This is a genomic window from Paenibacillus medicaginis (assembly GCF_042138635.1).
In the GTDB taxonomy this organism is placed as follows: Bacteria; Bacillota; Bacilli; order Paenibacillales; family Paenibacillaceae; genus Paenibacillus; species Paenibacillus medicaginis.
On record NZ_JBHIRY010000004.1, the window covers coordinates 107228 to 132480 of the forward strand.

22 protein-coding genes are annotated in these 25253 nt (G+C 54.3%); 1 reads left to right on the top strand and 21 read right to left on the bottom strand.

Annotated elements, in window-relative coordinates; all coding sequences use genetic code 11:
- Nucleotides 1-38: 38 nt before the first annotated feature.
- From ACE5LO_RS06030 to ACE5LO_RS06095, 14 genes are all read right to left on the bottom strand, one after another.
- Nucleotides 39-2105 carry a molybdopterin-containing oxidoreductase family protein gene (locus tag ACE5LO_RS06030; protein ID WP_375519293.1) on the bottom strand — a complete coding sequence of 689 codons (2067 nt, stop codon included), beginning with the start codon at nucleotides 2103-2105 and terminating at the stop codon, nucleotides 39-41.
- A gap of 306 nt (nucleotides 2106-2411) precedes the next feature.
- Nucleotides 2412-3263 (bottom strand): formate/nitrite transporter family protein, encoded by an 852-nt coding sequence (locus ACE5LO_RS06035; RefSeq protein ID WP_375519125.1) that lies wholly within the window; start codon nucleotides 3261-3263, stop codon nucleotides 2412-2414.
- A gap of 410 nt (nucleotides 3264-3673) precedes the next feature.
- Nucleotides 3674-5035, bottom strand: a complete 1362-nt coding sequence (locus tag ACE5LO_RS06040) for an FAD-dependent oxidoreductase (RefSeq protein WP_375519126.1) — start codon at nucleotides 5033-5035, stop codon at nucleotides 3674-3676.
- Between the two features lie 375 nt (nucleotides 5036-5410).
- The gene (locus ACE5LO_RS06045) at nucleotides 5411-5887 is read right to left on the bottom strand and encodes a glutathione peroxidase (protein ID WP_375519127.1); all 477 of its coding nucleotides are present in this window, start codon (nucleotides 5885-5887) and stop codon (nucleotides 5411-5413) included.
- A 102-nt stretch (nucleotides 5888-5989) separates the two neighbouring features.
- Complete coding sequence (locus tag ACE5LO_RS06050) at nucleotides 5990-6868, bottom strand: ABC transporter ATP-binding protein (RefSeq protein ID WP_375519128.1); 879 nt, start codon at nucleotides 6866-6868, stop codon at nucleotides 5990-5992.
- 42 nt (nucleotides 6869-6910) lie between these two features.
- Nucleotides 6911-7939: a FecCD family ABC transporter permease gene (locus ACE5LO_RS06055; protein WP_375519129.1), complete on the bottom strand. Its 1029-nt coding sequence runs from the start codon at nucleotides 7937-7939 to the stop codon at nucleotides 6911-6913.
- Entirely contained in the window at nucleotides 7939-8982 is a 1044-nt protein-coding gene (locus ACE5LO_RS06060) for a FecCD family ABC transporter permease (protein ID WP_375519130.1), read from the bottom strand. Before ACE5LO_RS06060 ends, ACE5LO_RS06055 begins: the two co-directional genes overlap by 1 nt.
- A 185-nt stretch (nucleotides 8983-9167) precedes the next feature.
- Nucleotides 9168-10316 (bottom strand): AI-2E family transporter, encoded by a 1149-nt coding sequence (locus ACE5LO_RS06065; protein ID WP_375519294.1) that lies wholly within the window; start codon nucleotides 10314-10316, stop codon nucleotides 9168-9170.
- A gap of 126 nt (nucleotides 10317-10442) precedes the next feature.
- Nucleotides 10443-11846 carry a DEAD/DEAH box helicase gene (locus ACE5LO_RS06070; protein ID WP_375519131.1) on the bottom strand — a complete coding sequence of 468 codons (1404 nt, stop codon included), beginning with the start codon at nucleotides 11844-11846 and terminating at the stop codon, nucleotides 10443-10445.
- 275 nt (nucleotides 11847-12121) lie between these two features.
- On the bottom strand, nucleotides 12122-13564 hold the full coding sequence (locus ACE5LO_RS06075; protein ID WP_375519132.1) for a SulP family inorganic anion transporter: 1443 nt from the start codon (nucleotides 13562-13564) through the stop codon (nucleotides 12122-12124).
- Nucleotides 13561-13689, bottom strand: coding sequence for a hypothetical protein (locus ACE5LO_RS06080; protein ID WP_375519133.1), 129 nt, complete (start codon nucleotides 13687-13689; stop codon nucleotides 13561-13563). Before ACE5LO_RS06080 ends, ACE5LO_RS06075 begins: the two co-directional genes overlap by 4 nt.
- Before the next feature lie 522 nt (nucleotides 13690-14211).
- Nucleotides 14212-15870, bottom strand: coding sequence for an ABC1 kinase family protein (locus ACE5LO_RS06085; protein ID WP_375519134.1), 1659 nt, complete (start codon nucleotides 15868-15870; stop codon nucleotides 14212-14214).
- Nucleotides 15871-16230, bottom strand: coding sequence for a phasin family protein (locus tag ACE5LO_RS06090; protein ID WP_375519135.1), 360 nt, complete (start codon nucleotides 16228-16230; stop codon nucleotides 15871-15873).
- Between the two features lie 109 nt (nucleotides 16231-16339).
- Nucleotides 16340-16978, bottom strand: a complete 639-nt coding sequence (locus ACE5LO_RS06095) for a ThuA domain-containing protein (RefSeq protein ID WP_375519136.1) — start codon at nucleotides 16976-16978, stop codon at nucleotides 16340-16342.
- Nucleotides 16979-17317: 339 nt separating this feature from the next.
- Between ACE5LO_RS06095 and ACE5LO_RS06100 the strand changes: the two genes are divergently transcribed.
- On the top strand, nucleotides 17318-17767 hold the full coding sequence (locus ACE5LO_RS06100) for an AbrB/MazE/SpoVT family DNA-binding domain-containing protein (RefSeq protein ID WP_375354705.1): 450 nt from the start codon (nucleotides 17318-17320) through the stop codon (nucleotides 17765-17767).
- A gap of 205 nt (nucleotides 17768-17972) precedes the next feature.
- On the opposite strand, the gene ACE5LO_RS06105 is transcribed toward ACE5LO_RS06100, so the two are convergent.
- From ACE5LO_RS06105 to ACE5LO_RS06135, 7 genes are all read right to left on the bottom strand, one after another.
- Entirely contained in the window at nucleotides 17973-19487 is a 1515-nt protein-coding gene (locus ACE5LO_RS06105; protein ID WP_375519137.1) for a cobyrinic acid a,c-diamide synthase CobB, read from the bottom strand.
- The gene (locus tag ACE5LO_RS06110) at nucleotides 19480-20598 is read right to left on the bottom strand and encodes a cobalt-precorrin 5A hydrolase (RefSeq protein WP_375519138.1); all 1119 of its coding nucleotides are present in this window, start codon (nucleotides 20596-20598) and stop codon (nucleotides 19480-19482) included. The genes ACE5LO_RS06105 and ACE5LO_RS06110 overlap by 8 nt, the downstream gene beginning before the upstream one ends.
- Nucleotides 20591-21415, bottom strand: a complete 825-nt coding sequence (gene cobM / locus ACE5LO_RS06115; RefSeq protein WP_375519139.1) for a precorrin-4 C(11)-methyltransferase — start codon at nucleotides 21413-21415, stop codon at nucleotides 20591-20593. The genes ACE5LO_RS06110 and cobM overlap by 8 nt, the downstream gene beginning before the upstream one ends.
- On the bottom strand, nucleotides 21412-22122 hold the full coding sequence (gene cobI / locus ACE5LO_RS06120) for a precorrin-2 C(20)-methyltransferase (RefSeq protein ID WP_375519140.1): 711 nt from the start codon (nucleotides 22120-22122) through the stop codon (nucleotides 21412-21414). The genes cobM and cobI overlap by 4 nt, the downstream gene beginning before the upstream one ends.
- Nucleotides 22122-23369 carry a precorrin-6y C5,15-methyltransferase (decarboxylating) subunit CbiE gene (cbiE, locus tag ACE5LO_RS06125; protein WP_375519295.1) on the bottom strand — a complete coding sequence of 416 codons (1248 nt, stop codon included), beginning with the start codon at nucleotides 23367-23369 and terminating at the stop codon, nucleotides 22122-22124. Before cbiE ends, cobI begins: the two co-directional genes overlap by 1 nt.
- Before the next feature lie 4 nt (nucleotides 23370-23373).
- Entirely contained in the window at nucleotides 23374-24480 is a 1107-nt protein-coding gene (locus ACE5LO_RS06130) for a cobalt-precorrin-5B (C(1))-methyltransferase (RefSeq protein WP_375519296.1), read from the bottom strand.
- Between the two features lie 100 nt (nucleotides 24481-24580).
- Nucleotides 24581-25231, bottom strand: a complete 651-nt coding sequence (locus ACE5LO_RS06135) for a precorrin-8X methylmutase (RefSeq protein WP_375519141.1) — start codon at nucleotides 25229-25231, stop codon at nucleotides 24581-24583.
- Nucleotides 25232-25253 lie beyond the last annotated feature (22 nt).

Below are 25253 nucleotides of genomic sequence, written 5' to 3' on the forward strand. Positions count from 1 at the left end.
ATCAGTATCGCTTACATGCGCTCATCCGGCAAGCATATTCATTGACGCTTTACATTAACAGCAGTAGAAAAGAATACGGCGCCTTTCCCCATGTCCGCCAGCCTGTCCGGTGTCAGTACATTCGCACGCTGCCGCTGCCCGTTTTTGTCCCACCAAAGTCCCTGGCTAATCACCGTTCCCGGCAGCATCCGGTCCGCAACCTTCGCGCGCAGCTCACTTGCCCCTCTTTCGTTCCATACCGTTACTTTATCGCCATCTGTAATTCCCCGTATCGCTGCATCTTCAGGATGAATCTGCAGCAGAGGCTCCTTTTCCAGCTCCTGATGCTTCGGGACATTGGCAAAGGTCGAATTCAGAAAATTGTGGTTCGGCGGGGAGATGAACATCAACGGATACAAGGCATCCGGTTCCGGCCTGCGCTCGCCGTCGTATCCTTCTTTTAATGGCACATAAGCAGGCAAGCCGGGCAGCCCCACCCGCTCCAGCGTTTCAGAGTACAGCTCGATCTTGCCTGAAGGGGTCGGCAGCATTTCCAAAAACCGCCCCCGTGGACTCATATCCAGCTTCACATGCCGGTGCTCCTGCAGCGCTTCCAGCGTAACCCCGTTCAAGTAAGGATTGACAGGATGGTTCAAAGCTCCGCGGATCATGCTCTCCTCGCTCTCACTAAAGACCTCGCTGTCAAAACCCATCATCTGCCCCAGCAACGAGAATAGCTCATAATTGCTCTTGCTCTCCCCAACCCGCTCAATCACCGGTTCCTGAAGCTGGATATAATGATGCCAGTAGGAAGTGAACAGATCGGTGCTTTCAAAAGATGAAGCAGCAGGCAGAACGATATCTGCATACTTCGCCGTATCTGTCATAAACAAATCATGGACAACGGTGAAGAGCTCCTCCCGCTCGAAGCCGCGGGTTACCCGTTCCGTATCCGGAGCCACAACCAGCGGATTGGAGCAGTATACAAACAGCCCCATAACCGGCTTCTCTCGATCCAACAGAGCTTCGCCAATCCGGTTCATATTGATATGGCGAGCCTGCGGATTCGGCCGCAGATCCGGCCGCTCCAGCGCAGCACTGTTTAGCTTGGCATAACCGCTGTTCGATTTTGTCGCTCCACCGCCGCGCCGCTGCCAATGCCCCGTAACCGCCGGCAGACAGGTGATCGTCCTTACGATCATACCCCCATTGTCATGATGCTGCAGACCGTTGCCGACATGGATATGGGCGGCGTGCGCGCGCCCGTACATGTGCGCCAGCCGGACAATATCTTCAGCAGGCACCCCTGTTATGCGGGCTGCCCATTCAGGTGTGCAGCCACGAACATGCTCCTCCAGAAGCTCATGCCCAACGGTGTAACGCTCCATAAAGGCCGTGTCTGTCAATCCTTCTGCAAACAGAACATTCATGATGCCCAGTGCCAGCGCCGTGTCCGTTCCGGGATACAAAGGAATAAACCAATCTGCCCATTGGGCGGTCCGGTTGCGGTGGACATCGATGACGACGATCCTGGTCCCTTTCTTGCGCGCTTTCTCGGCCAGCACAACCTGATGCATGTTGGTGCTGACAATATTGCCACCCCAGATCATAATCAAATCCGCATGCTCAATGTCCTCCGGGCTTACTCCCCCGTAAAACCCCATCGTATGCACCCATCCGGCATTGCCCGCCGAATTGCAGATGGTCTGTTCCAGCTCGCTGGCGCCCAATGCGTTGAAAAAACGGCGGTCCATGCCATCCACACTCAGCTTGCCCATATTGCCATAAAAGCTGTAGGGAAGAATCGACTCCGAGCCATGGCTTGTGATAAGATCCCGAAAACGTTCGGTAATTTTGGCAAGGGCTTCCTCCCACGTAATCCGCTCAAACTGCCCTGAACCCTTGGGTCCTGTCCGTCTGAGCGGATGCAGCAGCCGCTCGGGGTGATATATTCTTTCCGCCATATTGCGGACCTTGTTGCAAATGGCGCCTTTCGTGATCGGATGATGCGGATTGCCTGTGACCTTCACGATTTTGCCATTTTCCTTATGCAGCAGCAGCCCGCATGTATCGGGACAATCCAGCGGACATACCGCCGGAAACACACCGTCAGCCGCTTCCGTCATCCATGTCTTGCCGTTCCTGTCTTTCCTGTTGATGCTGATATCCTGAATCACTTCTGGCCCTCCCATGTCCGGCACCTCAATTGTCCGTCATCTTTTTCTCTATCATACTATATTTTTTGCCAGATAAGCTGTTTCAAGAATCTGCTTGCAGGGTAAGAAATGAACAAGGCAAGGACGGAAGAGCACACACACTCTGCCTCCTGCCAGATCATGGACCACTCCCAAAAAAAATTCGCCATGCCAGATTTCGTTCCCCCGAATCTGACATGGCGAATTTTTTTATTTTACTTCACGGCTGCTCAGCACTCACACAGCCTGGTCCGGCGCCGTCTGCGGATGAACACCCGACTTCTCCTGGATGCCGTGGATATTCGACTTCGGAACAGCCTGAAAATCCTTCAAATATGCCAGCCAGTACGCCCCTGCCACAAACAGGCTTCCGCCCGTCAGATTGCCCAGCCATACCGGAACGAAATTACGGAGATAATCAAGCCATGTAAAGTGTCCTGCAAAGATAGCCGCCGGAATCAGGAACATATTGGCCACAACGTGCTGAAACCCGATGGCCACAAAGGCCATGGTCGGGAACCAGATGCCCATAATTTTTCCGCTCATGGAGTCGCTGCCGTAGGACAACCAAACCGCCAGCGCGACGAGCCAGTTACAGCCGATGCCGGACAAATAAGACTGCCACAAGGAATCATGGATTTTATGACCTGCCATCTCCACTACCTTGTCAAGATAAGGCCCGCTCGCCGTCAATCCCACTACATGACCGAAAAAATAAGCGACAAACAGCGCGCCGATAAAATTTCCCAGCGTGATCAGCACAAGGTTGCGCACAACCTCACCTGTCGTGATGCGGCCGGCCATGCGGGCCAGGGGAACCGCCATCATATTTCCGGTCAGCAGCTCCCCACCGCCAAGCAGCACAAGCACCAGTCCCACCGGGAACACGGCAGCACCGATAAAATTGACGATACTCCCCCATTCTGCGGGAGCGCTCGCAATCACCCTGATGTCCAATAAAAAACCAAGCGCGATAAAAGCGCCTGCCAGAAAGCCAAGTATGACCGCCGTCTGCCACGGATTGTGGGCTTTGTGGACACCGGTTTCGACCGTCAGCTCCGCAATTTGCTTCGGTTTATAAGTTGCCATCCTTTTCTCTCCTTCCTTTGCTGTAGCGCTTCTTCTGTTTCTTTCAGTTTAGATGGTCATGAAGATGGAAGTTGTGAAATTTATCACATAATCAAGAGAGAAAAGATGGCATATATGCAAAAAAGCAGCCTCCTCCAGGAAGCCGCTTGTATAACAATATCGTGATTAATTATATTCTTCTTTCTCAAGCTGCTTCATAAACCAGCTGATCGCCACAAAACCGATTGCTCCGAGTACAATCATAAATGCAATCCAAAACAAGACGGTTCCTCCCCCTTTATTCCATGATTCATAATCATGATCTGAATATTTGATATTTTTATTTTACAATATTCAGAGAGCAGGGAGAGCCGGATTTCATGGCAATTAAGTGAACATAGCACAGATTTTTTTAGCAGATTGTTACAAGGTTACAGAGTTACAGCTTCCTTGCTTTTCACCGGTGGAAGCGCCTGCAGCCCCGCTGTATTCAGGAAGTTCCAAGGCTTGTTGTAATGCGGCTGGAAGAAGAAGTCGATAAATGCCAGCTGATCAATAGTCATCCGGTTCTGGATGCACACTGACAGGGTGTTGATCGACTGTGTAAGCTCAGCTTTGGACATGAGCTGCGCGCCGACGATCCGGCGGGAATCGTGCTCATATACAACCTTTAGTTGCACTTTTTCGGCTGTGGGCATAAATTCCGGACGGTAGCTGTCCTCGATCATAACCGCTTCTACCTCCATTCCTTCATCTTTTGCTGCTGTTTCGGTCAAACCGGTTCCTGCTATATTGTGTTCATATATTTTGATGCCTGAAGTTCCTTGGGTCCCCATATATGGGATAGTCGGCTCCATAAGGTTGCGTGCGATCAGCGTCCCCATCCGGACCGCATTCGTGGCCAGCGGGATATACGCATTTTTGCCTGTAGGATTATAGTGAATCGCACAGCTGTCCCCGGCGGCATAAATATCAGGGTTGCTGGTCTGCATGTAATCGTTGACGATGATGGCTCCGTTCGGCAGCATATCAACCTGGTCTTTCAGCAGACCGGTATTCGGACGGAAGCCGATGCAGAGAATAACGAGATCAGTCTCATACTCCCCTTGGGAGGTGATGACTTTCGCAACCTTGCCGTCCTTGCCTTCAAAGCGGTTGACCGTTTGCCCCAGGGCAAGCTGAATGCCACGTTGCTTCAACGAATTCTCTATTCTGTCCGTAAACTCGGCATCCAGATATTTATTCAAAATCCGATCCATGCTATCGATTAAGGTAACTTCCTTGCCATTCATCCGGAAAGCTTCCACGAGCTCAATGCCGATATAACCGGCACCTACGACGGTAATCCGCTCGGCGTTTTTCGCTTTTTCAATAATGGTATTGGAATGATTGTAGTTCTTGGAGAGCAAAATATTGTCAAGCTCGATGCCTTCAAGCTTCGGAATAATCGGCCACGACCCGGTCGTCATAATCAGCTTGTCGTACGTATCCGTAAACTCCTCCTGCGTCTCAAGATTGCGCACGCGCAGCGATTTGGTTTTCGTATCCACCGAGGTCACCTCATGAAGCATTTTGGTGGCTACACCCAGATCGGCAAGCTGCTGTGGAGACGAATAAAACAAGCCTTCAGGGTCCTTCACTACTCCGCCGACATACAAAGCAATCCCGCAGGAAAGAAACGAAATATTATCATTGCGTTCATAAACGGTAATTTGCGCGTCCGGATATAATTTGGCGGTATTGACGATGGCTGCTGTCCCAGCGTGTGTGCATCCGATAACTGCAATTTTCATTTGTGTAGCCTCCTCAGGTGTAATTAGAATGTCTGACTGGACTTGCTTGAAAAGAAATTGAAAAAGATATAGGACAAAATTTTTTTGTGAATTATTTCACTAAATCATAGCTACTTATGTGATTTATTTCACTTTATGACTTTATTATAATGTGATGTATTTCACAATGCAACAACTTTTACGCTTGTTCACGTATTGTTCACAATCGCAACGATATGGAGGATTCTTTTCTTGCATTAGCTTTCCCACGCTTTTTCTGATTATGCCTCCTGTTTCAGCGCAAGCTAAGAACAGACTCTTTTACACGCAAAAATCTCCCGGCTCAATACACCCGGGAGAAGATACGGTATGACTTATCTGTGATTGTGAGGCTTATTAGAGCAGTTTCTCAATGGCCGATCTCATCGAGTCTGGAGATTCTTTCGGTTCAAAACGAGCGATCGGCGTTCCTTCGCGGTTCACCAGGAATTTCGTGAAATTCCAGGCAATCTCCCCGTTCTCCTGCTCTCCAGGCAGTTGGTCTTTAAGGTATTGGAATAGTGGATGCGTGTCAGGGCCATTGACTTCAAGCTTGGAAAAAACGGGAAAATTCACGCCATAGTTAATCTTGCAGAACTCCTCTGCCTCTTCGCTGGTGCCCGGCTCCTGAGCGCCGAATTGATTGCACGGGAAGGCCAGCACAACCAGTCCCCGGTCCTTGTATTCGTCATACAGCTTTTGCAGCTCCCCGTATTGGGGTGTCAGACCACACTTGCTCGCCGTGTTGGCAATCACGATTACCTTGCCTGTATAAGTCTCCAGAGACAATACCTGATTGGCGGGCGTTATAGCCTGAAATGAATAAATGGACATGGTGGCTTTTCCTCCTTTATAAACTGACTCGGATTAGTACAAGATAAGATGGGATCTTGTCTTTATATCATAACCAAACGTAAAAGAAAATCCAAATCCAACTTATCTTACTGCAGCACCTACAAGCTTCTCTGCTCTATCAGGGACGAGCACTGCATCCGCTCCGGGTCCAGCTGTAACATTGGACAAGGCGTGATGCCCGGCCAGGGCGTAAGGCAGGCACAGCGGAACCCCACTACGCGGATCGGTCACAATATCGGCTTCGATTCCGAATACCTCGCGCAGCATATCCGGCTTCATTACCTCAACCGGGGAACCAACGGCCTGAGCCTTTCCTTTTTTTATAGCGATCATATGATGGGCATAACGGGCCGCATGATTCAAATCATGAACCACCATCACAATGGTGCGCCCCGCGTTGGCATTTAACTGCTCAAGGAGTTGCAGAACCTCAAGCTGGTGGGCCATATCAAGAAACGTAGTCGGTTCATCAAGGAAGAGAATATCCGTATCCTGCGCCAGTGCCATGGCTATCCAGGCACGCTGGCGCTGCCCGCCCGAGAGCTGATCTATAGGGCGGTCATGAAAATCCTGCATGCCGGTAACCCCGATCGCCCACTCAACCATTTTCCGGTCCTCCGCCTTCAGTGAGCCAAAACCCTTCTGATAGGGAAAACGTCCGTAAGATACAAGTTCCGTTACAGTCAGCCCTTCCGGAGCAGTCGGATTCTGCGGCAGAATCGCAAGCTGCTTTGCCACATCACGTGTGGATTGCTTATGAATGGATTTGCCGTCCAGCAGCACGCTCCCGCCCTTGGGCTGCATGATGCGGGCCATCGTTTTCAATATTGTCGACTTGCCGGAGCCGTTCGCTCCAACCAGCGCCGTAATTTGACCCTGCGGTATTTCAATGTTCAAATCCTCGACAATCAAACGATCCTCATAAGCGATATTCAAACCGACTGTGTTTAAACGAAACATTGTGATCATCCCTTTCTTATTCTAAAGGCGTTTGAGGTATGGTCAGCCCCTTGATCTGGAGAGCAGATACAAAAAGTACGGAGCACCGATGACGGCAACGACGATGCCGGTCGGAATACCGGACGGCTGCATTATCGTGCGGGCAATGGTGTCTCCAGCCAGCATAATCAGTGCGCCAACCAGTGCCGATACAGGCACGAAATACATGTGCTGCGGTCCGACAAGCCTGCGGGCCAGATGAGGGCCGATCAGGCCCAGAAAGCTTATGCCCCCACTGACGGAGACACAAGCCCCGCTGAGGGCTACAGCGGCCGCTATAAGCAGCAGCCGTTCACGGTTCAGTAGACTGCCGAGGCCTGCCGCAGTTTGATCTCCCAGCATAAACACATCCATCTGCCGGGCTTTGGAGAACACAAAAGGAACAAGAATAAAAATCCAGGGCAGCAGCGCCAGCACGAAATCCCAGGTCGTCCCCCAGATGCTGCCTGCCAGCCAATTGGCCACAAAAGCATAGTTCTGTTCATCCAGCCGGATCACCAGCACCAGCATCAAGGACTGAATCCCGGCCGCCAGGGCAATTCCGGCGAGCAGCAGGCGTGAAGTGGACAGGCCCTTATGTTTGCGGTAGGCCAGCATATAGATGGCCGCAGCGGCTGCAAATGAACCGATGATCGCAAGAAAGGGCAGTGTAAACGGTGAAGCGCCCAGCCGGAGCGGATTCAGCGATACAAACAGAACAACAGCCAGCCCTGCGCCAGCGTTGATTCCGAGAATACCCGGATCGGCCAGCGGATTGCGGGACACTCCCTGCAGCACCGCACCCGCCACGGCAAGTCCTGCACCTACGAGCAGGGAAATAACGATGCGGGGCAGCCGGAATTCGAATAAGATGAGCGATTCGTTCCTGCTCCCCATTCCCATAAAGGTCCTCAGTACCTGCAGCGGGTTCAGGGAGGTATGACCCGAGTTGACGCTAATGACCAGCACAATAACGATCAGCACAAGCAAAACCGCCGCAACGGTCAAAGTCCTGGCGCTTCTTCCAGAGCCCCGGATTGTCTGCCTCTTCATCAGTCCCTCACCTCTTTCCGGATGAGGTACAGGAAGTAAGGAACCCCGATCAGAGCGATCATGGCCGCGGCCGGCGTCTCCTGGGGAGGATTAACCAGCCTTGCCGCAATGTCGGCGCCCACCATCAAGAGCGAGCCGAGCACCGCCGAGGTGGGAATGATCCAGCGATAATCCTTGCCAACCAGGAAGCGGGCGACATGAGGAACCACCAGTCCTATAAATCCGATCGTTCCTACCATAGCGACTGAAGCCCCCGCCAGAACCATGACCACCGCCACAGCGGCAAGCTTGATGAACCCCGTCCTCAGCCCAAGGCCAAGAGCGACGTCCTCGCCAAGGCTGAGAATCGATATGTACCGTGACAGCAGAAGCGAGGCAATCAGTCCGGCGCCGATCCACGGAGCCGTCAGAGCGAGCTGGCTCCATTGAGTGCCAGCAACACCGCCTGCAATCCAGAAGTCCAGATCCTGGGCAACATCATTCATCAGGGCAATGCCCTGGCTAAGACTGGTAAGCAGGATGGAAACAGCAGCGCCTGCAAGTGCAAGCCGGACAGGCGTAAGCCCCCCCTTGGAAAAACGGCCGAGGCCAAATACCAGCAAAACGCCGAGACCTGCCCCGGCAAAACAGACAAGAATAATGCTATTAAAGGGAAGCTGTGGCAGATACGCGAAGCAGATGGCCAGCGCAAAAGCGGCTCCCGCGTTGATGCCCAGCAGGCCCGGATCAGCCAGCGGGTTGCGCGTCACTCCCTGCATAATCGAGCCGGAAGCGGCGAATGCCGCTCCCACCAACGCTCCCGCAAGGACGCGCGGGAAACGCAAATCCCAAATGATCTGATGATTGGTGTTATCCGGATGAAATGAGAAAAGCGCCTGGTACACAGTCCGCAGCGGGATTGACACCGCTCCTACCGCAATTCCGAGAGCCATGATGAACAGGAGAGCGGCCAGCCCGATCACAATAATGCTTATTGCCGCTCCCGGACGCGCCCAAAGCTGTTCCCGCAGCTGTTCTTCCTTCCCGGTTGTAGAGCTATCCATGCAGCAAGCCTCTTTCTCAACGAAATTCATGCGATCTTCATTTAAATTCTATCTATAAAGATACTGATAATCATTATCAATTGTCAATAGCCCAGACCCAACTAATTTGAGAAATGTGACAATAAAATGGACCCTTTCGGGCCCGTTACCGATGATCATCGTTATTGTTTGTGATCAACAGCACATCAGACCTGCCGTTCCTCCGGCTCATACATCCGGGAACGATATTTGAACCACCGGAATACATGCGTCACGATGACCTTCAACACCGCATAACCCGGAACCGCCAGCACAATCCCTATAACGCCGAACAGATTGCCTGCCGTTAAAATGACAAAAATAATCGTAATGGGATGCACTCTAAGCGATTTTCCCATAATTTGCGGTGAGATGAATTTGCCTTCAACCAGCTGCACGACGGTCCACACGACAATCATTTTGACCAGCATAACCGGAGACGTCACGAGAGCGACAATGAGCGCCGGTGTAATGGCGATTGCCGGCCCAAGGTATGGCACGATGCTGGTGAATGAAGCAATGAGCGCCAGTGTCAGCGAGTAATCAAGGCCGATAATCAGGTACCCGACATACAATAGCGCACCAATGCACATGCTCACGATAATCTGGCCACGGATATAGGAGCTGATCTGATGGTTCATTTCGCTCATAATCCGGCTGGTCTGCGGACGCAGCGCCGTGGGCAGCAGCCCCAGAATGAACTTCGGCAGCTTGCGTCCATCCTTAAGCAAATAAAACAGGATAAACGGAACGGTGATGATGGAAATAACCGTTTCTGTCACCGCTCCCACAATGGAGCCAAGGCTCTTCCAGGTATTGTTCAGTGCGGATGTAGCCCATTCTGAAACTCTGTTCGCCAATTCCGCAGGATCATAATTAATGGTTTCGCGGAATTGATTTACAAAATCGCTGCCGATCAATTCCTCAAACCGGGCCTGAACCTCGGAACTGTAGACAGGAGCGTTGATGATCAGCCTCGCTACCTGATCGCGGATGACAGGAACGACGGAGGTGATAATAATCGTGATAATGCCAATCACCAGCAGGTATAACACAATAATGGAATAGACACGTTTGACCTTCTTGCGCTCCAGATAATCGACAATCGGATTCAGCAGATAAAATACGACACCTGTCAAAATGAGCGGCAAAATGACGGTTTTAACAAGCACCGCGAGCGGGTGGAATATAAAAGATACACGGGTAAACACCATGATATTCAAGCCAATCAGCAGGGCAATCAGCAGGAACAGCACGAATCTGTTGTTCAGAAAAAAGAATTTGAAGCGTTCCTTCCAGTCATTCCTCGGTTCCATGTTCAAGTGGCAGTCCTCTCGGCAAACAAATTTATCTAAATGATTTGCTTAACTATTACCAAATTATACACAGACGATGTATGGAAAACAAAAAAGCCCCGGGGCTTGGTCCGGGGCTGAATACGTTTAGTGGCTGCTGCGACCGCCGCGCCGGCCGCCCTGGGAGCCGCCGCCGCTGCCGGAGCGTCCGGTGCGGCGCTCGCCGCCCGCGCCTGGGCGTCCCTGGCGCGGCTTGTCCTTGCCCGCACCGCGGCGTCCGCCTTCCGCGGGACCGCGGGATGGGGCCCCGAACGCACGAGCGGACCGGGCTTTGCCGCCGCCTTCCGCGCGGGTGCGGGATGAAGCCCCGGCCGTACGGGCAGGCCGGGCTTTGTCGCCGCGCTCCGCTGCGGGCGCGCCGGAGCGGCTCTGCTGGCCCGACCAATCGGCCTGGGCCAGCGTCAGACCTGCGGCTTTCTGAATGCGCCGCAGGTCATCCATGTCCTTGGACGCGGCGAACGTCACCGCCACGCCCTTGCCGCCAGCGCGGCCCGTGCGGCCGATGCGGTGGATGTAGCTTTCGGTGTCATGGGGCATATCGTAGTTGAACACATGAGTGACGCCTTCCACATCCAGGCCGCGTGCCGCCACATCGGTGGCCACGAGAAGCTGCAGCTTCGCCTCGCGGAACGCCTTCATCACCTGCTCCCGCTTGTTCTGGGACAGGTCCCCATGCAGCTCGCCGCTCTTGTAGCCGAGCGTCTGCAGCGCCTCGTTCAGCTTCGCGGCACGAATCTTCGTTCTGCAGAAGATGACTGCCAGATATGGACGATGCGTGTCGATCATCTCAATCAAGGCCTTCTGTCTCGTCCGGTCTGTGCATTCGACAACGAGTTGGCGGATCTGATGCACTGGCACCGGTGATTCCGACTCCACCTTGACGTCCGCCGGGGATTGCATGTAAGCCCGGGCCAGCTTACGGACGGCTGTCGGCATGGTGGCCGAGAAGAGCATCGTCTGCCGCCGGGACGGAACAGCCTGAATGATGGTTTCCACCTCATTCAGGAAGCCCATGTGCAGCATTTGATCGGCTTCGTCCAGCACCAGCATGCGCACGCCGCCAAGCTGCAGCGTCTCCCGGCGCATATGGTCCAGCAGCCGCCCGGGCGTGCCGATAATAAGCTGCGCTCCGCCCTGCAGCTTGCGTAGCTGCCGCTCTACATCCTGGCCGCCATATACAGCGAGCAATGAGATGCCCTCGGTCGTAGACGCCAGGCGGGCGGCTTCCGCGGTGATCTGCAGCGCCAGCTCCCTTGTTGGCGCAATGACCAGCGCCTGCGGGTATTTTTTATTTCTGTCGATGCCTTGCAAGATCGGCAGGAGAAAAGCGAGGGTTTTCCCCGTCCCTGTGTGCGCCTCGGCGATGACGTCCCGGCCGTCCATCAGCAACGGCACAGCTTCACGCTGAACCGGTGTCGGCACAGCGATGCCCTGTGCTTTCAGTGCTTCCACCCAATGGGGCTCTACCCCGAGCGATGCGAAATTTTTCAATGGATTGTCACTTCCCTGTTCTTGTATTGGTTCATAAACCGCGTATGGAGACACGCGACCTTAGTCATGAGTTGTTGACCCCGGCTATCTTGAGGCCGTATGCGGCCGGATTTCCTTAGCTTGTACCAGACAAGCGGCTTCCACGCATATCCGCTCGTCTTTTGCCTTTCCCAGTATACGCGAAGTCAGTCCTGGCCGCCAGCAGGCGAGCATGTTGCACAAAAAAAACGCAAACCACAGAGCTTACGCACCATGATTTGCGCATGAAGCCTTTTTTAATGACCGGAAACGGAAGACAACCCGATTTTCTCCACAATCATACGGCTTTCCTCGTTCAGTCCTTTTAATCTTATTTCTTTGCCAGCCTTCCTGTATTTCTCCGTCACCTTCACGATAGCCGTTACAGCCGACTGATCCCAGACATGCGAGTTGGTGAAGTCGATGCTGATCTGATCAGGATCCTCTGCCGGATGAAAATGCTCTACAAAATGTGAAGTGGAAGCAAAAAACATCGGCCCCGATACACGATACAGCTTTTCCCCGTTCTGCTCGGAATAATGAATTTTGATCTTCCCCATCTTCCAGCCGAAATGAAGGGCGCTCAGGAGCACGCCTGCAATTACGCCTTTGGATAAATCGTCGGTCGCCACCACGATCACCACGGTAATGACCATGATGAACGCCTCCGCACGTGGCACCTTGGGCAGATGGATGAGCGATTTCCAGTCAAACGTACCCATCGATACCATGAACATGACACCGACCAGCGCCCCCATCGGCACCTGCTTGACAATAGTGCCTAGCACCAGCAGCAGAAAGGCCAGGAAAACGCCCGCCGTGAAGGTGGACAGCCTGCCGCGTCCGCCGGATTTCACATTAATGACGGATTGCCCGATCATCGCGCAGCCGGCCATGCCGCCGAAAAATCCATTGATAAAATTGGCGATGCCCTGACCGCGCACTTCACGGTTCTTATTGCTCTTCGTCTCCGTCATCTCGTCGACGATTGTGGCAGTCAGCAGCGACTCCAGCAAGCCAACCAAAGCCATGGTGAACGAATAAGGGAAAATGATCTGCAGCGTTTGCAGCGACCATTCAATATTAGGCAGATGGAAAACAGGCAGCGTATTGGACAGCTCTCCCATATCCCCAACCGTCTTCACGTCCAGCCCAAAAGCGACCGTAATTATCGTCATGAAAATAATTGCGGCCAGCGGCGCGGGAATGATCTTCACAAACCGCGGCAAAATGTAAATGATAGCGAGTGTCCCGGCCACCATCGCATACATGATCCAGTTCGCGCCCTTGAAGTGCACCAGCTGAGCCATAAAGATCAGAATCGCCAGCGCGTTGACAAACCCTGTTATAACTGGCTGCGGAACAAACGTAATGAATCGCCCTACCTTGAATATCCCCAGTACAAACTGGAGGATTCCCGTCAGGATGGTCGCCGCAAACAAATACTCAATGCCGTGATCCTTCACAAGGCCGACCATCAGCACCGCCATGGCGCCGGTAGCCGCTGAAATCATGGCCGGACGCCCGCCTGCGATGGAAATAACAATCGCAATGGTGATGGATGCGTACAAGCCTACCATCGGGTCTACACCCGCGATAATGGAAAAAGCGATTGCCTCCGGAATCAGCGCCAGCGCCACCGTGATGCCAGCCAGTATATCGGCCCGGACGTTGCCGAGCCATTGCTGTCTGAAATTCATTTGAACCGATACTCCCCCTTATGCCGGGAGCCGATCCGGCCCGCGCTCCCGATGTTCAGGGCTTCCGTCCAGCGGCCGTTCGTCTGTACCCGGCGATAAAATCGGCTTGCCCCTTTCAGGCTCACCCTCCCGTTCTGATCAGTCCACCATTATAACGCAAAAATAGAGGATGATTAAAACCGCTATTCCACATGTAATCGCTATCATTCATAGAATGCTTTTAATTTTAAACTTTTTCTCGCTCATGCTGGTTATTGTCAGAATGGGGCTGTCTCTAATCCTCCTGCAGAGGGATGAACCGTCTTCTTATACCGCTAACGGACTGGATGGCTCTTATTTGCCCCAAAAGGCGGAATATCATTGTCCTAACGGACTGGGGAGATCTTATTTGCCTGAATATGGCCCGCAGCATTCTTTTAAATGCTAAATAAAGGCTATGAGGTCCGCAAACATTCCCAAAACGCTCGATTTCGGCGAAATAATGGCATTACAGTCCGTTAGGGTGATCGCGTACACCTTCTGGTCTTGTCAAGCTCCAATTTCAGTTGTGAACCCCACACGAAGATACTAAAAAGGTCAAGAACAGGGAGCATACTCCTGTCTCGACCTTTTAGCTAAACAAGAAATCGCAGAAAGTGGCGATTTCTTCAGAACCGTCCCGACCTGAAGATGGAGTACAGCAGGAACGCCACCATGAGCAGCGCCACCACAAAGCCGATTTCAATCGCCGGCACATTCCACAGCAAGGTCGACCTGTGCGCCAGCGAGGAACCGATGATCAGACCCACCATGATAATTGAGAATGCCAGCAGCACGATGCTGAAGGACAGCCGGTTGCTGATTTGATCCAGCCTGCGCAGCAGCATCTCCAGCTCAGGTACCGTTACTTCCAGCTTCAGCTTGCCTTTGCTGATAACAGAGGCGAGATGACGGACCTGAGCCGGCAGCTCAATCAGTGTTTCCGCCAGCTCTGCCGCTCCTCCAAGCAGCTTGCCGCGGATACGGCGTGTGCTGAACCGTTCCTTGACCAGCTTGCGGCCGAAGGGCTCGGCCAATTTGATGATGCTCAGCTCCGGATCGAGATTCTCAATCACCCCTTCCATCGTCAGCAGAGACTTACCGAGCATGACAATGTCGGACGGAAGGCCGATCCGGTGCTTCTGCGCCGTGCTGAACAGATCGTTCAATGCCTGTCCGAGGCTAATTTGGGAAAAAGGAACATCCGCATACTCCTCACGCAAACGGTTGAGGTCATTGCGTAGCTTCTGTACATCGATATCCGGATCGATTAGCCCCAGGCGGTTAATTGCACGCATCATACTGTCGGTATTATGCCGCATTAAGGCAATAATCAGGGAGGCAAGCGGTGATTTCATGTCTTCATTCAAATGCCCGACCATGCCGAAGTCAATGAAAGCCAGCTTCCCGTTCTTCATGACCAGCAGATTGCCCGGATGGGGATCGGCATGAAAGAAGCCTTCTATAAATATTTGCTGCAGCATCGCATCGACAAGCTTCTGGGCAATATCCTTCAAGTCAAAGCCTTTTTGCACAAGCTCTTCGCGCCGCCGCAAAGTAATGCCCTCCACAAACTCCATCGTAAGTATCCGCGAGGCCGTGTGCTCCCAATAAATTTTCGGAATATAGACCGACTGGCTGCTTGCAAACTGCAGAGCAATCCGCTCGTTGTTGCGGGCTTCATGCGTGTAGTCCAGCTCTTGAATCAGCGATTTCCCGAGCTCCTCCACCATCTGCGGCAGCTGGTAACGCTCGACCCATTCCCACCGTTTGGCCGCCAGGGCGGTAAGATTGCGCAGGATCTCCAGATCGCGGCGGATGATGCGGTCTACGCCAGGGCGCTGAATTTTGATCGCCACGTCCTCCCCGCTATGCAGTCTGCCCAGATGGACCTGACCGATGGATGCGGCGGCGAGCGGCATATCCTCGAACCGGGACAAGATGCTGTGCAGCGGCATATCCAATTCCTGTTCCAAAATGCCGCGCGCCGTCTCCGCCGAGAATGGGGGCACCTGATCCTGCAGCTTGACCAGCTCGCGGATAATATAATCCGGAAGCAGGTCTGCCCGTGTGCTTGCCAGTTGTCCAAGCTTGATGAAGGCCGGACCCAGATCCTCCAGCACCAGCCTTATCCGCTCACCGGTCGTCCTGGTTCCGTTCGTCTCCCGTGACAGCCATCCGCGCGGCATGGACAAACCGATTTCTTCAACCACGTAACCAAAGCCATGACGTGCGAACGCCATGGCGATTTCCTTGTAACGGCCTGCATGTTTCATATGTACTGCCATTTATCCAGGAAGGTTCCCTTCATCGGATGAAGGCTGCACGGAGACTGCGGCCTTTTCTTTCTCCAGCTCCACGACCTGCTGCTCAAGCACCGCGATCCGCTGCTCGAGGCTGGCCATATCATTTTCATTCGGTACATTAAGCTCTTTCAGCACTTTGGCAACCTGCTCGCGGATCATCGTCTTGAAATGGGCCTGCTCTTCCTCCCCGCGTCCAATCAGCCGGTCAACCAGGGCTTTGGATTCCGAAGGCGCCAGTTCGCCCCTCTTTACCAGATCATCCACGACTCGCTCCACTTTTTCCTTACTGACAACAGTGAGGCCCCAACCTAATGAGATTGCTTTTTTAAACAAATCGCTCATGATTATTCCTCCCCTTGCTGTTAGACCGGAATCCGTCCGGATACTCTTATTATAACGGCGATTTTCAAATCAATCCAAAATAAGGGTAATCGCTAACTGCCACGACCGCTTATCCCGGCAAACGCGCTGCCCACTTGGCCGCCTGCATCATAAGCCGCCGGAAATTTTCATTTTGGAAGGTCGCCTGGTGGTGCCCTGGCATCAGATAAACAACTCTTCCAAGGCCATAGGAATGCGCCCAAGCGGCCGGACGGATATCTCCGTCCAACTCATACTCCATCAGCACCGTTTTTTGGGTAAAAGGGTCAAATTCAAAGCGGTAGGGCTCCTCATCCATCGAAAAGGACGTGATGCTCTCCATCACCGGGTGGTCCGGGGCTACTGTCCGGAATTCCAGCGGGGCATACGCGGGATGCCTGGTAAATTTCGCTCCAAGCAGTTGGGCAATCTCATAGTTGTTGTTCATCGATATGCCATTATGCAGCACGAGCAGCCCTCCCCCTCCGCTGACATAAGACAGCAAACCCGCTGTTTGCTGCGGGGATATCGGGTCCTTCCAGTTATCTACGTAAGATATGCACAGGTCGAAGCCGCTAATGTTCTCCTTTAACAGCAATTTACGGTTCTCGCTGCACTGCACCGTCATCCAATCCTGCAGAATATGCGTCACCTCTCTGTCGATTCCCTGCAACGGGTGAAACTCGGGATATGTATAATCACCAAGCAAAAGCGCTTTACGTTTTTCCATTCGCGATGTCCTCCAATCCTGTTGGCTTTGCCCGCCACCATCAAGCAGGAGCGGACAGGCCTTGTTTTTGAACTGCACCTACTACCAATTCCACATCTTCCTAGCAATCCCTGTTCCAACTGTGGATTCAAGCAGCTGATAATTACATTATGTTACATTATTTATACCTTTTCTTTTTTTTGAAATTTCAAGTAACATAAAACATTATCATGCTGCTTATACTTTTGCTTATTTTGTGTATATTTTTATCACCTTTATAGTGTAAAATTAGAATCAATGAATGCGTTTTAATTTGTGGTATACTCGAGAAAAAATAAGTTGAATGGGGAGGTTGAATGGATGAAAAGGACGGGAATGACTAGGCCTTTAGACAGCTTGGGAAGGATTGTTCTTCCCAAGGAAATGCGTATGACGATGGAGATTGAAATTGGAGATCCGCTTGAATTTTTTATTGAAGACAAGACTCTGATGCTACGCAAGTACAAGTCTACTAATTGCACTTTCTGCGGCTCGCTAGATACCAACACCTACTATAAAGACCAGTTTATCTGTAATGACTGCGCCGCTGAGCTGAAAACAGCAAAATCACAACCTGTTCCGCTTCCGGGACCTGTCGCAGTACCGTCGCCTCATAACGTTCCGTCCAAGAAATCCTATCGCCGGACTGATGACATTCTGGCCAAAATGAGAGAGCTTATGCAGGAGCATCCTCAATCTTCGCAAAAACAGCTGGCCTCCATGCTCGGCATCAGCCAGGGCAGGGTATCCCAATTAAAAAAATTGATGTAGCCTCTCGATGGAGAAATCCGACACGCGGGTTTCTTGAAGAAACAGCAATACATTCATTATTCTATGAGCAGCGGACGGATTAAAGCCCAGTTCCGCTATCTCTTTTTTTACGAAAAGAATCTTGGACCAATTTCCGCTGAGAACTTATAATACTCTAAAGCCAAAGAACCGGTGTCCGCCGGTTCTTTGGCTTCTTACATTGAGCTCATTGCTTCCGGACTGTGCTGTACAAGGCGCAGGCCCGCACCCACCGTTCCGCCGCCTTGGAGTGTGAAGCCAAATGGACGTGGGTGTAACCTGCCAGTATGTTGCCCCGCGCATAGCCTTCAGCTGTTATCCCCCGCATGCCCTTGGTCTCATAGGCATGAGGAATCGGGCTTTGACCGTCGAAGGACATCACCGAGTAATGGAATTCATGACCGCGGATCATCTCGCCCTGCTCCAGCAGCAGGCAATCGCGGATTGCTTTGGCTTCCCTGTACCCAAGTGCAGCCCGCTTCTCCTGCATGCGGACATGGGCCGGAATGATGCCCGCCATGGCATGAACTTCTCCCGCACGGTCGGTCAGCGTTTGTGCCAGCACCATGTAACCGCCACACTCGGCAAACAGCGGCATCTCGCTGGCCGTCGCTTGCCTGATGCCATTCAGGAAGGCTTGATTAGCCGAGATAGCTGCCGCATATTCTTCGGGGAAGCCTCCTCCGAGATAAAGTCCGGACGTTCTTGCCGGAATGCCCTCTCCCGCAAGCGGGCTGAAAAATACAAGCTCGGCCCCTGCCCTGCGCAGCAGTTCCATATTGTCCTCATAGTAAAAATTAAAAGCCGCATCCTTTGCCACGGCAATGACAGGTCGATCCCGGACAGAGACGGCAGGCGGCTTCATGGCCGACCTCTGGGAGGCTGCAGGGGGAGAAACTGGATGATCAGCAGATACGGAAGCCGACAGTTCCATGGATTCCGGTAGCGCCATGGATTCCGGCAGAGCTATGGAGCCTGCAAGCTCCCATAGCCTGTCCAGGTCCGTGCCTTCACGGATCCGCTCCGCCGCACGCCGGAACAGCGGCTCCAATTCACCGCGTTCGATGGCTGGCACCAGACCAAGATGGCGTTCCGGGATGTCCAGTTCTTCATCACGAGGCAGCCAGCCGAGGACGGGAATGCCACACTCCTGTTCGATGGCGGCTTTGACAATGTCATAGTGACCCCGGCTGCCGCAGCGGTTCACAATGACCCCGATAATTTGCAGCTTCGGCTCCAGGCGCTGATATCCGAGCACAATAGCCGCCGCGCTGCGCGCCATGCTGCGGACGTCCACCACAAGCACTACAGAACTTCCGGTGATCATGGCGATTTCCGCCGTAGACCCGGCATTGCTGCGCGGGTCCTTGCCGTCATACAAGCCCATGACCCCTTCAATGATGGAAATATCGGCGTCTGCCGAGGCATGGTTGAACAGGTTCAGCACATAATCCCCGGAGGTCATCCATGAATCCAGATTGCGGGAAGCAATACCGGTTACAGCCGTATGATAGGTCGGATCAATGTAATCCGGTCCACACTTGAAGCCCTGCACCTTCAACCCCTTCTCCGCAAAGGCCCTCATCAGCCCGAGTGTCACCGTTGTTTTGCCCGCCCCGCTACCGGTACCGGCAATGACAAGCCTGCGTCTGACATGTGAACTCCCGGTGAGTTCCGTTCTTGTCGATTCATTATTATGCATGGGTGCTCTCCTCAACCGAAAGCTGTGGAAAGGCCACCCGCGCCACCGATAGGGTCAAATTGCCGATTTTTTTCTTCTCCAGCAACCAATCCTCCGCTCCGGCGGACAGCAGCGCGGCAGGTTCGCAGACGCCGTAGGCCCCTGTATATTTAAATACGGTGTCGGATGGATTGGGCAGCTGCACCGTGTTCAGCTGCTCTGGGGTGTAAGTGGCCAGCTCCCAGTTGTACTTGCTGCACAGCGTGAGCAGTCCTTCCTCGTCCTTTTTCAGGTCAATCGTCGCCACATTGCGCACGCTTTTCACCGACAGCCGCAGCTCTTGTAGTGTATCCAGCACCCCGGCTTCAAGCTCTTCAAGTCCGGTGCCGCGATTGCAGCCGATGCCGAGCACCAGACTTTTCGGCCGATACAGCACCCCGTTCGCGAGCAGCTTCTCCTGCTCCTCGTCATTCAGCAAGCGGTCGCTGATTACCAGCGTGGCATTAAAGGGTTCGCGCAAAGCGGAGACCGGGTCCGGGTACACCCGGATATGCGCAGGCAACGGTTTGTCGTACTTCCACCAGTTCCGTTCACCCGTCTCCTGGATGACCGCCACGGGCTCTTCATTGACGACGGCGGCGCTCACAGGCGTCGCTTTGTCGAAGCTGTCTACGGTCCAGCCCAGCTCCCTGCCGAACAGGTCAACGGGAATTGTGCCCTGCACGTCCGAGGCTGTCGTGATGACTGGTCTTGCCCCCAGCACGGCGGCTACCTGCCGTGTCAGCTCGTTCGCCCCGCCGAGATGGCCGGACAGCACGCTGATGACATGCTCGCCTCTATCATCGATAACCAGCACGGCGGGGTCTGTTTTTTTATCGATCAGTAGCGGCGCAATCATACGCACCACCGCACCGAGGGAAATGATCAGAATGATACCGTTATACCGCTGGAACAGGTCGGGCAGAATCAGCTTGACCGAGCCGTCAAACAGGTGGATACCGAGGGAGTCTTCATCCCCGCGCGCAAATTTGGACATATAAAAAATGTCCGTCCCCTGAAAGCGTCCCCCCAGATCGCGGGCCATTTCAACCCCGTGCTTCGTAATGGCGACGACGGCATACGGATTACTCACCAGCCTTCACTCCTTTCCGGTACCCGTGGGTGAAGGCTTTATCGTACAGCTTGGACCGGTGGGCATCCTTGTCCACTAGCTCAGGGTCCAGCGCCCAGCCAGCAAGAATCATGGCATGCATCGTAATCCCGGCTGCACGCAGGTCGGCAGGCAGGTTTTCCAGCGTTGTGCGTACAATCTTCTGATCAGGCCAGGTTGCGCGTTGAACGACGGCCACCGGCGTGTCTGCTCTCCAGCCTGCCGCCATAAATTCAGCCACCACCTTCTTGGCCAGGGTCGCGCTCAGGAAGAGGGCGACCGTGCAGTGGTGGGAAGCCAGATCACGGAGCTTCTCCCGCTCGGGCACAGGCGTTCTGCCTTCCGCCCGCGTCAGAATGACAGTCTGGGTCAGATCCGGCACCGTGAGCTCCGCTCCCAGTACCGCAGCGGAAGCAAACACCGAGCTGACGCCAGGTATGATTTCATAAGCGATGCCGCGCTGCTTGAGCAGCACCATCTGCTCCAGAATGGCGCCATACACGGCGGGATCACCCGTATGAACCCTTGCCACGCTCCGTCCCTCGGCGACCGCCTCTGCCATGATGTCCACCTGCCGCTCCAGATCCATGCCCGAGCTCTGCAGCACCTGCGCCGATGGCTTGGCCGTGGCGATCAGCTCGTCATTCACCAGCGAATCGGTATACAGCACCAGATCGGCGCTGCGCAAAATGTTGGAGCCTTTTACCGTGATCAGCTCCGGATCGCCAGGACCGGCACCAACAATATAGACTTTCGGCTCCAGGCCGGGCTGCTTGTTTGGTTCGAAAAGTACGCTCATTTGCTCACCACCATCAGACTCAAATATTCCAGCTCCTGCCCGCGCAGGGTGCGGGCATCCTGCCACACCATTTCATATGGGGAGGTCACCTTCGTAATCACGGAAGCCCGGTCCCCCAGCCCCAGTTCATCCAGCACATCCAGAATCAGATCCAGCACCTTGGCTACTTTAATGAACACGACAGTGTCATGATTTTCTATCGCACGGCGCATGGCGTCCCGGTCATCGGTCGCCGGAATGATGCCGACCTGCTGGTCTCCGTCCGCCAGCGGTGTCCCGAGCGCTGCTGCCGCGCCGAGCACGGAGGAAATGCCGGGCACCGACACGATCGGCACCTCGGGGTGAAGCTCCTTCATCAACCTGGCGAGATGAATGAAGGTGCTGTACAGGTTCGGGTCTCCTTCCGTAACAAAGGCAACGTCCTTACCCTGGCTCAGCGCCTCCCAGCAGGCCGCCACCGTTTTGTTCCATTCGCGCTCCAGCACGGCCGGGTCCTTGGTCATCGGAAACACAAGGCCCAGCATTTCTTTTTCCGCCGGATTAACATACAGTTCCACAATTTCATGAGCATATGATTTGCCCCCCATCCGCTTCCGGGGATAGGCGACGACCGCACACTCCCGGATCAGCCGATAGGCTTTGACCGTAATCAATTCGGGGTCCCCCGGACCTACCCCTACTCCATAGAGCGTTCCCGCTGTACCCATCAGCTCTCTCCTTCCTTTACATCAGGCTCTGCTGCCGGAGACGCCGGCCGGCCTGTGATGACATAGACGGGATTCAGCCCGTCAAACCGCGTCATGCCGAGAATCGGTTTGCTGCGCGCCGTCTGCAGCAGGGTGACCGAGGCCTCCAGTCCGGCTGTCTTCAAGGCGTTCAGGGCATCATGCAGCGTCTCAATGGTGGCTGCGTTCACGACAATCCGGCCCCCCGCACGCAGACGGGATGCGCACAGGGCAATCAGCCCTGGCAGCTCTCCGCCGCTGCCGCCAATGAAAACGGCATCCGGATCGGGAAGGTCTTCCAGACCCGCCGGAGCCTTCGCGTGAATGGCGGGAAAATCCGTGCGGAATTTGACCTTGTTAGCTTCAATATTCGCCAGATCACCCTCGTTCTTCTCTATCGCAAACACCTTTCCGTACCTCGCCAGCCGCGCGCATTCCACCGCTACCGAACCTGAGCCGGCCCCGATGTCCCATACGACGCTCCGCTCGGACAAGCACAGCTCGGACAGGCTGAACACCCGTACCTCGCGTTTGGTAATAAGTCCCTTCTCCGGCTTGCGTTGATGAAATTCCTCATCTGCAAACCCGAAACCCCGGCGCGGCTCGGGAGCATTCGCCTTACGGAGCAGAATGATCACGTTCAGCGGTGAGTATTCGGCTGCTGCCATTTCCTCCAGGCTGCAGCGGCGGTACTTCTCTTCAGGGCTGCCCAGATTCTCGCCCACAAACGCGTCGTACTCTGTCATGCCAAAGCGCAGCAGGTAATCCGCCACTGCGGCGGGCGTGTTCACCTCATCCGTCAGCAGCGCCACCTTGCTCTGCCCGTCAATCCGCTGCGCCAGTCCCATAATAGGGCGTCCGTGAACGCTGTCCACGACTGCATCCTGCCAGCTCACTCCAAGCTTGGCAAAGGCCAGCTGCACAGAGCTGAGATGGGGAATGATCTCCAGACTGCCCGCTTCAAGCTTGCCTGCAAGGTAACCCGCGATGCCGAAGAATAAAGGATCACCCGAGGCGAGCACGACTATCTCTTCCTGCGAGCGCCGCTCTTCGAGCTCCGCAACAAGCGCCGCGAGCCCGCTCTTGAGCACCCTTTTCTCGCCTTTAAAATCCTGAAAAAACGCCAGCTGACGCTCCCCGCCAATCAGCAGGCCAGCGTTATGTATATGCCGGAGCGACTCCGCCGTCAGACCGTTCGCTCCGTCTTCTCCTATGCCGATGACATACATTTTGTTATCCACTGATGACCGCCTTTCCGAGTACCTGCCCTTTCATCGTCACAAGCACCATTTCCACCGTAATTCCGCCTCCCGCATGCTCCAGACAATGGCGGCACGCACACCCGCACAATAGCTCAAAAAATTTCAGACACTGTGCCTCTGTCATCAAATCCGCCACCTGTGAAGCCGTATTCGCTACGGCTACCGCCTCCGCCAGCTCGGGGCTTGCCCCCGCGTCGCGCGCAATTCCGGCCAAAAAACCGAAGTCCACCGGGGCGCTCTTGGAATGCACCATCATAACCCCCTGGGCCACCTTGGACAGCTTGCCCGGCATGCCGACCAGAATAATCTTCTTCATGTTCAGCCGTTTGCCATGCTTGACCGCAAAGCCGACAAAATCCCCCATCTGGATGAACGCTTCCTCGGAGAGATGGCTGTACATTTGCATAGCATATTTCTCACTGCTGCCGCCGGTCGTCAGCACAATCTCCTCGCAGCCGCTCGCGCTCGCCACCGAAATCGCCTGCACGACACTGGCCATGTAAGCTGACGTAGAGAACGGCACTACCACGCCACGTGTACCCAGGATGGAAATGCCGCCAATGATGCCAAGCCGTGAATTTAACGTTTTCTTGGCGATTTCTTCACCGTCGGGCACGCTGATCACCACCCGGACACCGCGCGCCGCCCCATGCTCCTCAAGCACCTGGGAGACGGCCTCTGTAATCATGCGGCGCGGCACCGGGTTGATCGCTGCCTCGCCGACAGGAACAGGCAAGCCGGGCTTGGTCACACGGCCGACCCCAATCCCGCCGTCAAGCTCTACGCCTGCTTCTTCCCGCCAGCTGACTGTGGCTACGATCTTGGCCTGATGCGTGGCGTCAGGATCATCTCCGCCGTCCTTGATGGTGGCGCAGGAGGCGGAATCCGCGTCCAGCCGCTGCTCAATCAGCTCGAACGCATGATCAAAGCCGGCGGGCAGTGAAATGACCGCCTGCTGCGGAGCAATGCCCGTCAACAGCAGCTGGACCGCTCCTTTGGCTGTTGCGGCGGCACACGCGCCTGTCGTGAAGCCCGACCGCATCGGCTTGTCGGGCGCAGGGGCTTCGCCGCTCTTCATGCGGCGGGGCTGCCCCGCACCTGCCGCTTCCTTCTCCATCCGTCATCCTCCTTCGGCTGCTCTTGCTGTAGTTCAGTTCAGGCAGACTGCTTTTTCCGGGCTACTCCTCCTGCACCGCCATCAGTGACAGCGCATTGACCGCAGCCACGACAATGGTGCTGCCACCCTTGCGCCCGATATTTGTAATGAACGGAATATCCAGCTTGCGCAGCTCGTCCTTCGACTCGGCGGCCGACACGAAGCCGACAGGCATGCCGATAATCAGGCCCGGCCTGGCCTCGCCGCTCTTCACGAGCCGGATCAGCTCCAGCAATGCGGTCGGCGCGTTCCCGATGGCATAGATGCCGCCCTCCGCCTGCCGGATCGCCTTACGCATGGAGATGATCGCCCGCGTCGTATTTAACCGCTTGGCTTCCTCCATGACGTCCGGGTCGGAAATATATACGTTCACATCCATTCCAAAACGTTTCAAACGATCCTTGCTGACGCCTGCCTGAATCATCTGTACATCGGCTACAAGCGGCTGTCCGGTGCGGATGGCCTGGATACCCGCTTCGATCGCATCCGGGTGAAATACCATACTGCGGCCAAGCTCGAAATCGGCAGATGCGTGAATAACCCGCTGCACGACAGGATACTGTCTGTCCGTGAAGGGATGCTCTCCCAGCTCCTCCGTGATCATCTCAAAGCTTTTGCCCTCGATTTCCTGCGGCTGTACTGTGAGCGGTTTAAAATCAGTTTTAAAATCCATCGTATTTCACTCCCTGTTATCA

What these genes read in the sequence shown, in the direction of transcription:
- cobM (WP_375519139.1), bottom strand. Translation starts at nt 21,415, where the DNA reads ATGAGCGTACTTTTCGAACCAAACAAGCAGCCCGGCCTGGAGCCGAAA.
- ACE5LO_RS06045 (WP_375519127.1), bottom strand. Translation starts at nt 5,887, where the DNA reads ATGTCCATTTATTCATTTCAGGCTATAACGCCCGCCAATCAGGTATTG.
- cbiE (WP_375519295.1), bottom strand. Translation starts at nt 23,369, where the DNA reads ATGTATGTCATCGGCATAGGAGAAGACGGAGCGAACGGTCTGACGGCG.
- ACE5LO_RS06065 (WP_375519294.1), bottom strand. Translation starts at nt 10,316, where the DNA reads ATGGAACCGAGGAATGACTGGAAGGAACGCTTCAAATTCTTTTTTCTG.
- ACE5LO_RS06060 (WP_375519130.1), bottom strand. Translation starts at nt 8,982, where the DNA reads ATGGATAGCTCTACAACCGGGAAGGAAGAACAGCTGCGGGAACAGCTT.
- ACE5LO_RS06040 (WP_375519126.1), bottom strand. Translation starts at nt 5,035, where the DNA reads ATGAAAATTGCAGTTATCGGATGCACACACGCTGGGACAGCAGCCATC.
- ACE5LO_RS06090 (WP_375519135.1), bottom strand. Translation starts at nt 16,230, where the DNA reads ATGAGCGATTTGTTTAAAAAAGCAATCTCATTAGGTTGGGGCCTCACT.
- ACE5LO_RS06035 (WP_375519125.1), bottom strand. Translation starts at nt 3,263, where the DNA reads ATGGCAACTTATAAACCGAAGCAAATTGCGGAGCTGACGGTCGAAACC.
- ACE5LO_RS06105 (WP_375519137.1), bottom strand. Translation starts at nt 19,487, where the DNA reads ATGCATAATAATGAATCGACAAGAACGGAACTCACCGGGAGTTCACAT.
- ACE5LO_RS06130 (WP_375519296.1), bottom strand. Translation starts at nt 24,480, where the DNA reads ATGAAGAGCGGCGAAGCCCCTGCGCCCGACAAGCCGATGCGGTCGGGC.
- ACE5LO_RS06075 (WP_375519132.1), bottom strand. Translation starts at nt 13,564, where the DNA reads ATGAATTTCAGACAGCAATGGCTCGGCAACGTCCGGGCCGATATACTG.
- ACE5LO_RS06030 (WP_375519293.1), bottom strand. Translation starts at nt 2,105, where the DNA reads ATGACGGAAGCGGCTGACGGTGTGTTTCCGGCGGTATGTCCGCTGGAT.
- ACE5LO_RS06100 (WP_375354705.1), top strand. Translation starts at nt 17,318, where the DNA reads ATGAAAAGGACGGGAATGACTAGGCCTTTAGACAGCTTGGGAAGGATT.
- ACE5LO_RS06050 (WP_375519128.1), bottom strand. Translation starts at nt 6,868, where the DNA reads ATGTTTCGTTTAAACACAGTCGGTTTGAATATCGCTTATGAGGATCGT.
- ACE5LO_RS06055 (WP_375519129.1), bottom strand. Translation starts at nt 7,939, where the DNA reads ATGAAGAGGCAGACAATCCGGGGCTCTGGAAGAAGCGCCAGGACTTTG.
- ACE5LO_RS06085 (WP_375519134.1), bottom strand. Translation starts at nt 15,870, where the DNA reads ATGGCAGTACATATGAAACATGCAGGCCGTTACAAGGAAATCGCCATG.
- cobI (WP_375519140.1), bottom strand. Translation starts at nt 22,122, where the DNA reads ATGGGTACAGCGGGAACGCTCTATGGAGTAGGGGTAGGTCCGGGGGAC.
- ACE5LO_RS06135 (WP_375519141.1), bottom strand. Translation starts at nt 25,231, where the DNA reads ATGGATTTTAAAACTGATTTTAAACCGCTCACAGTACAGCCGCAGGAA.
- ACE5LO_RS06095 (WP_375519136.1), bottom strand. Translation starts at nt 16,978, where the DNA reads ATGGAAAAACGTAAAGCGCTTTTGCTTGGTGATTATACATATCCCGAG.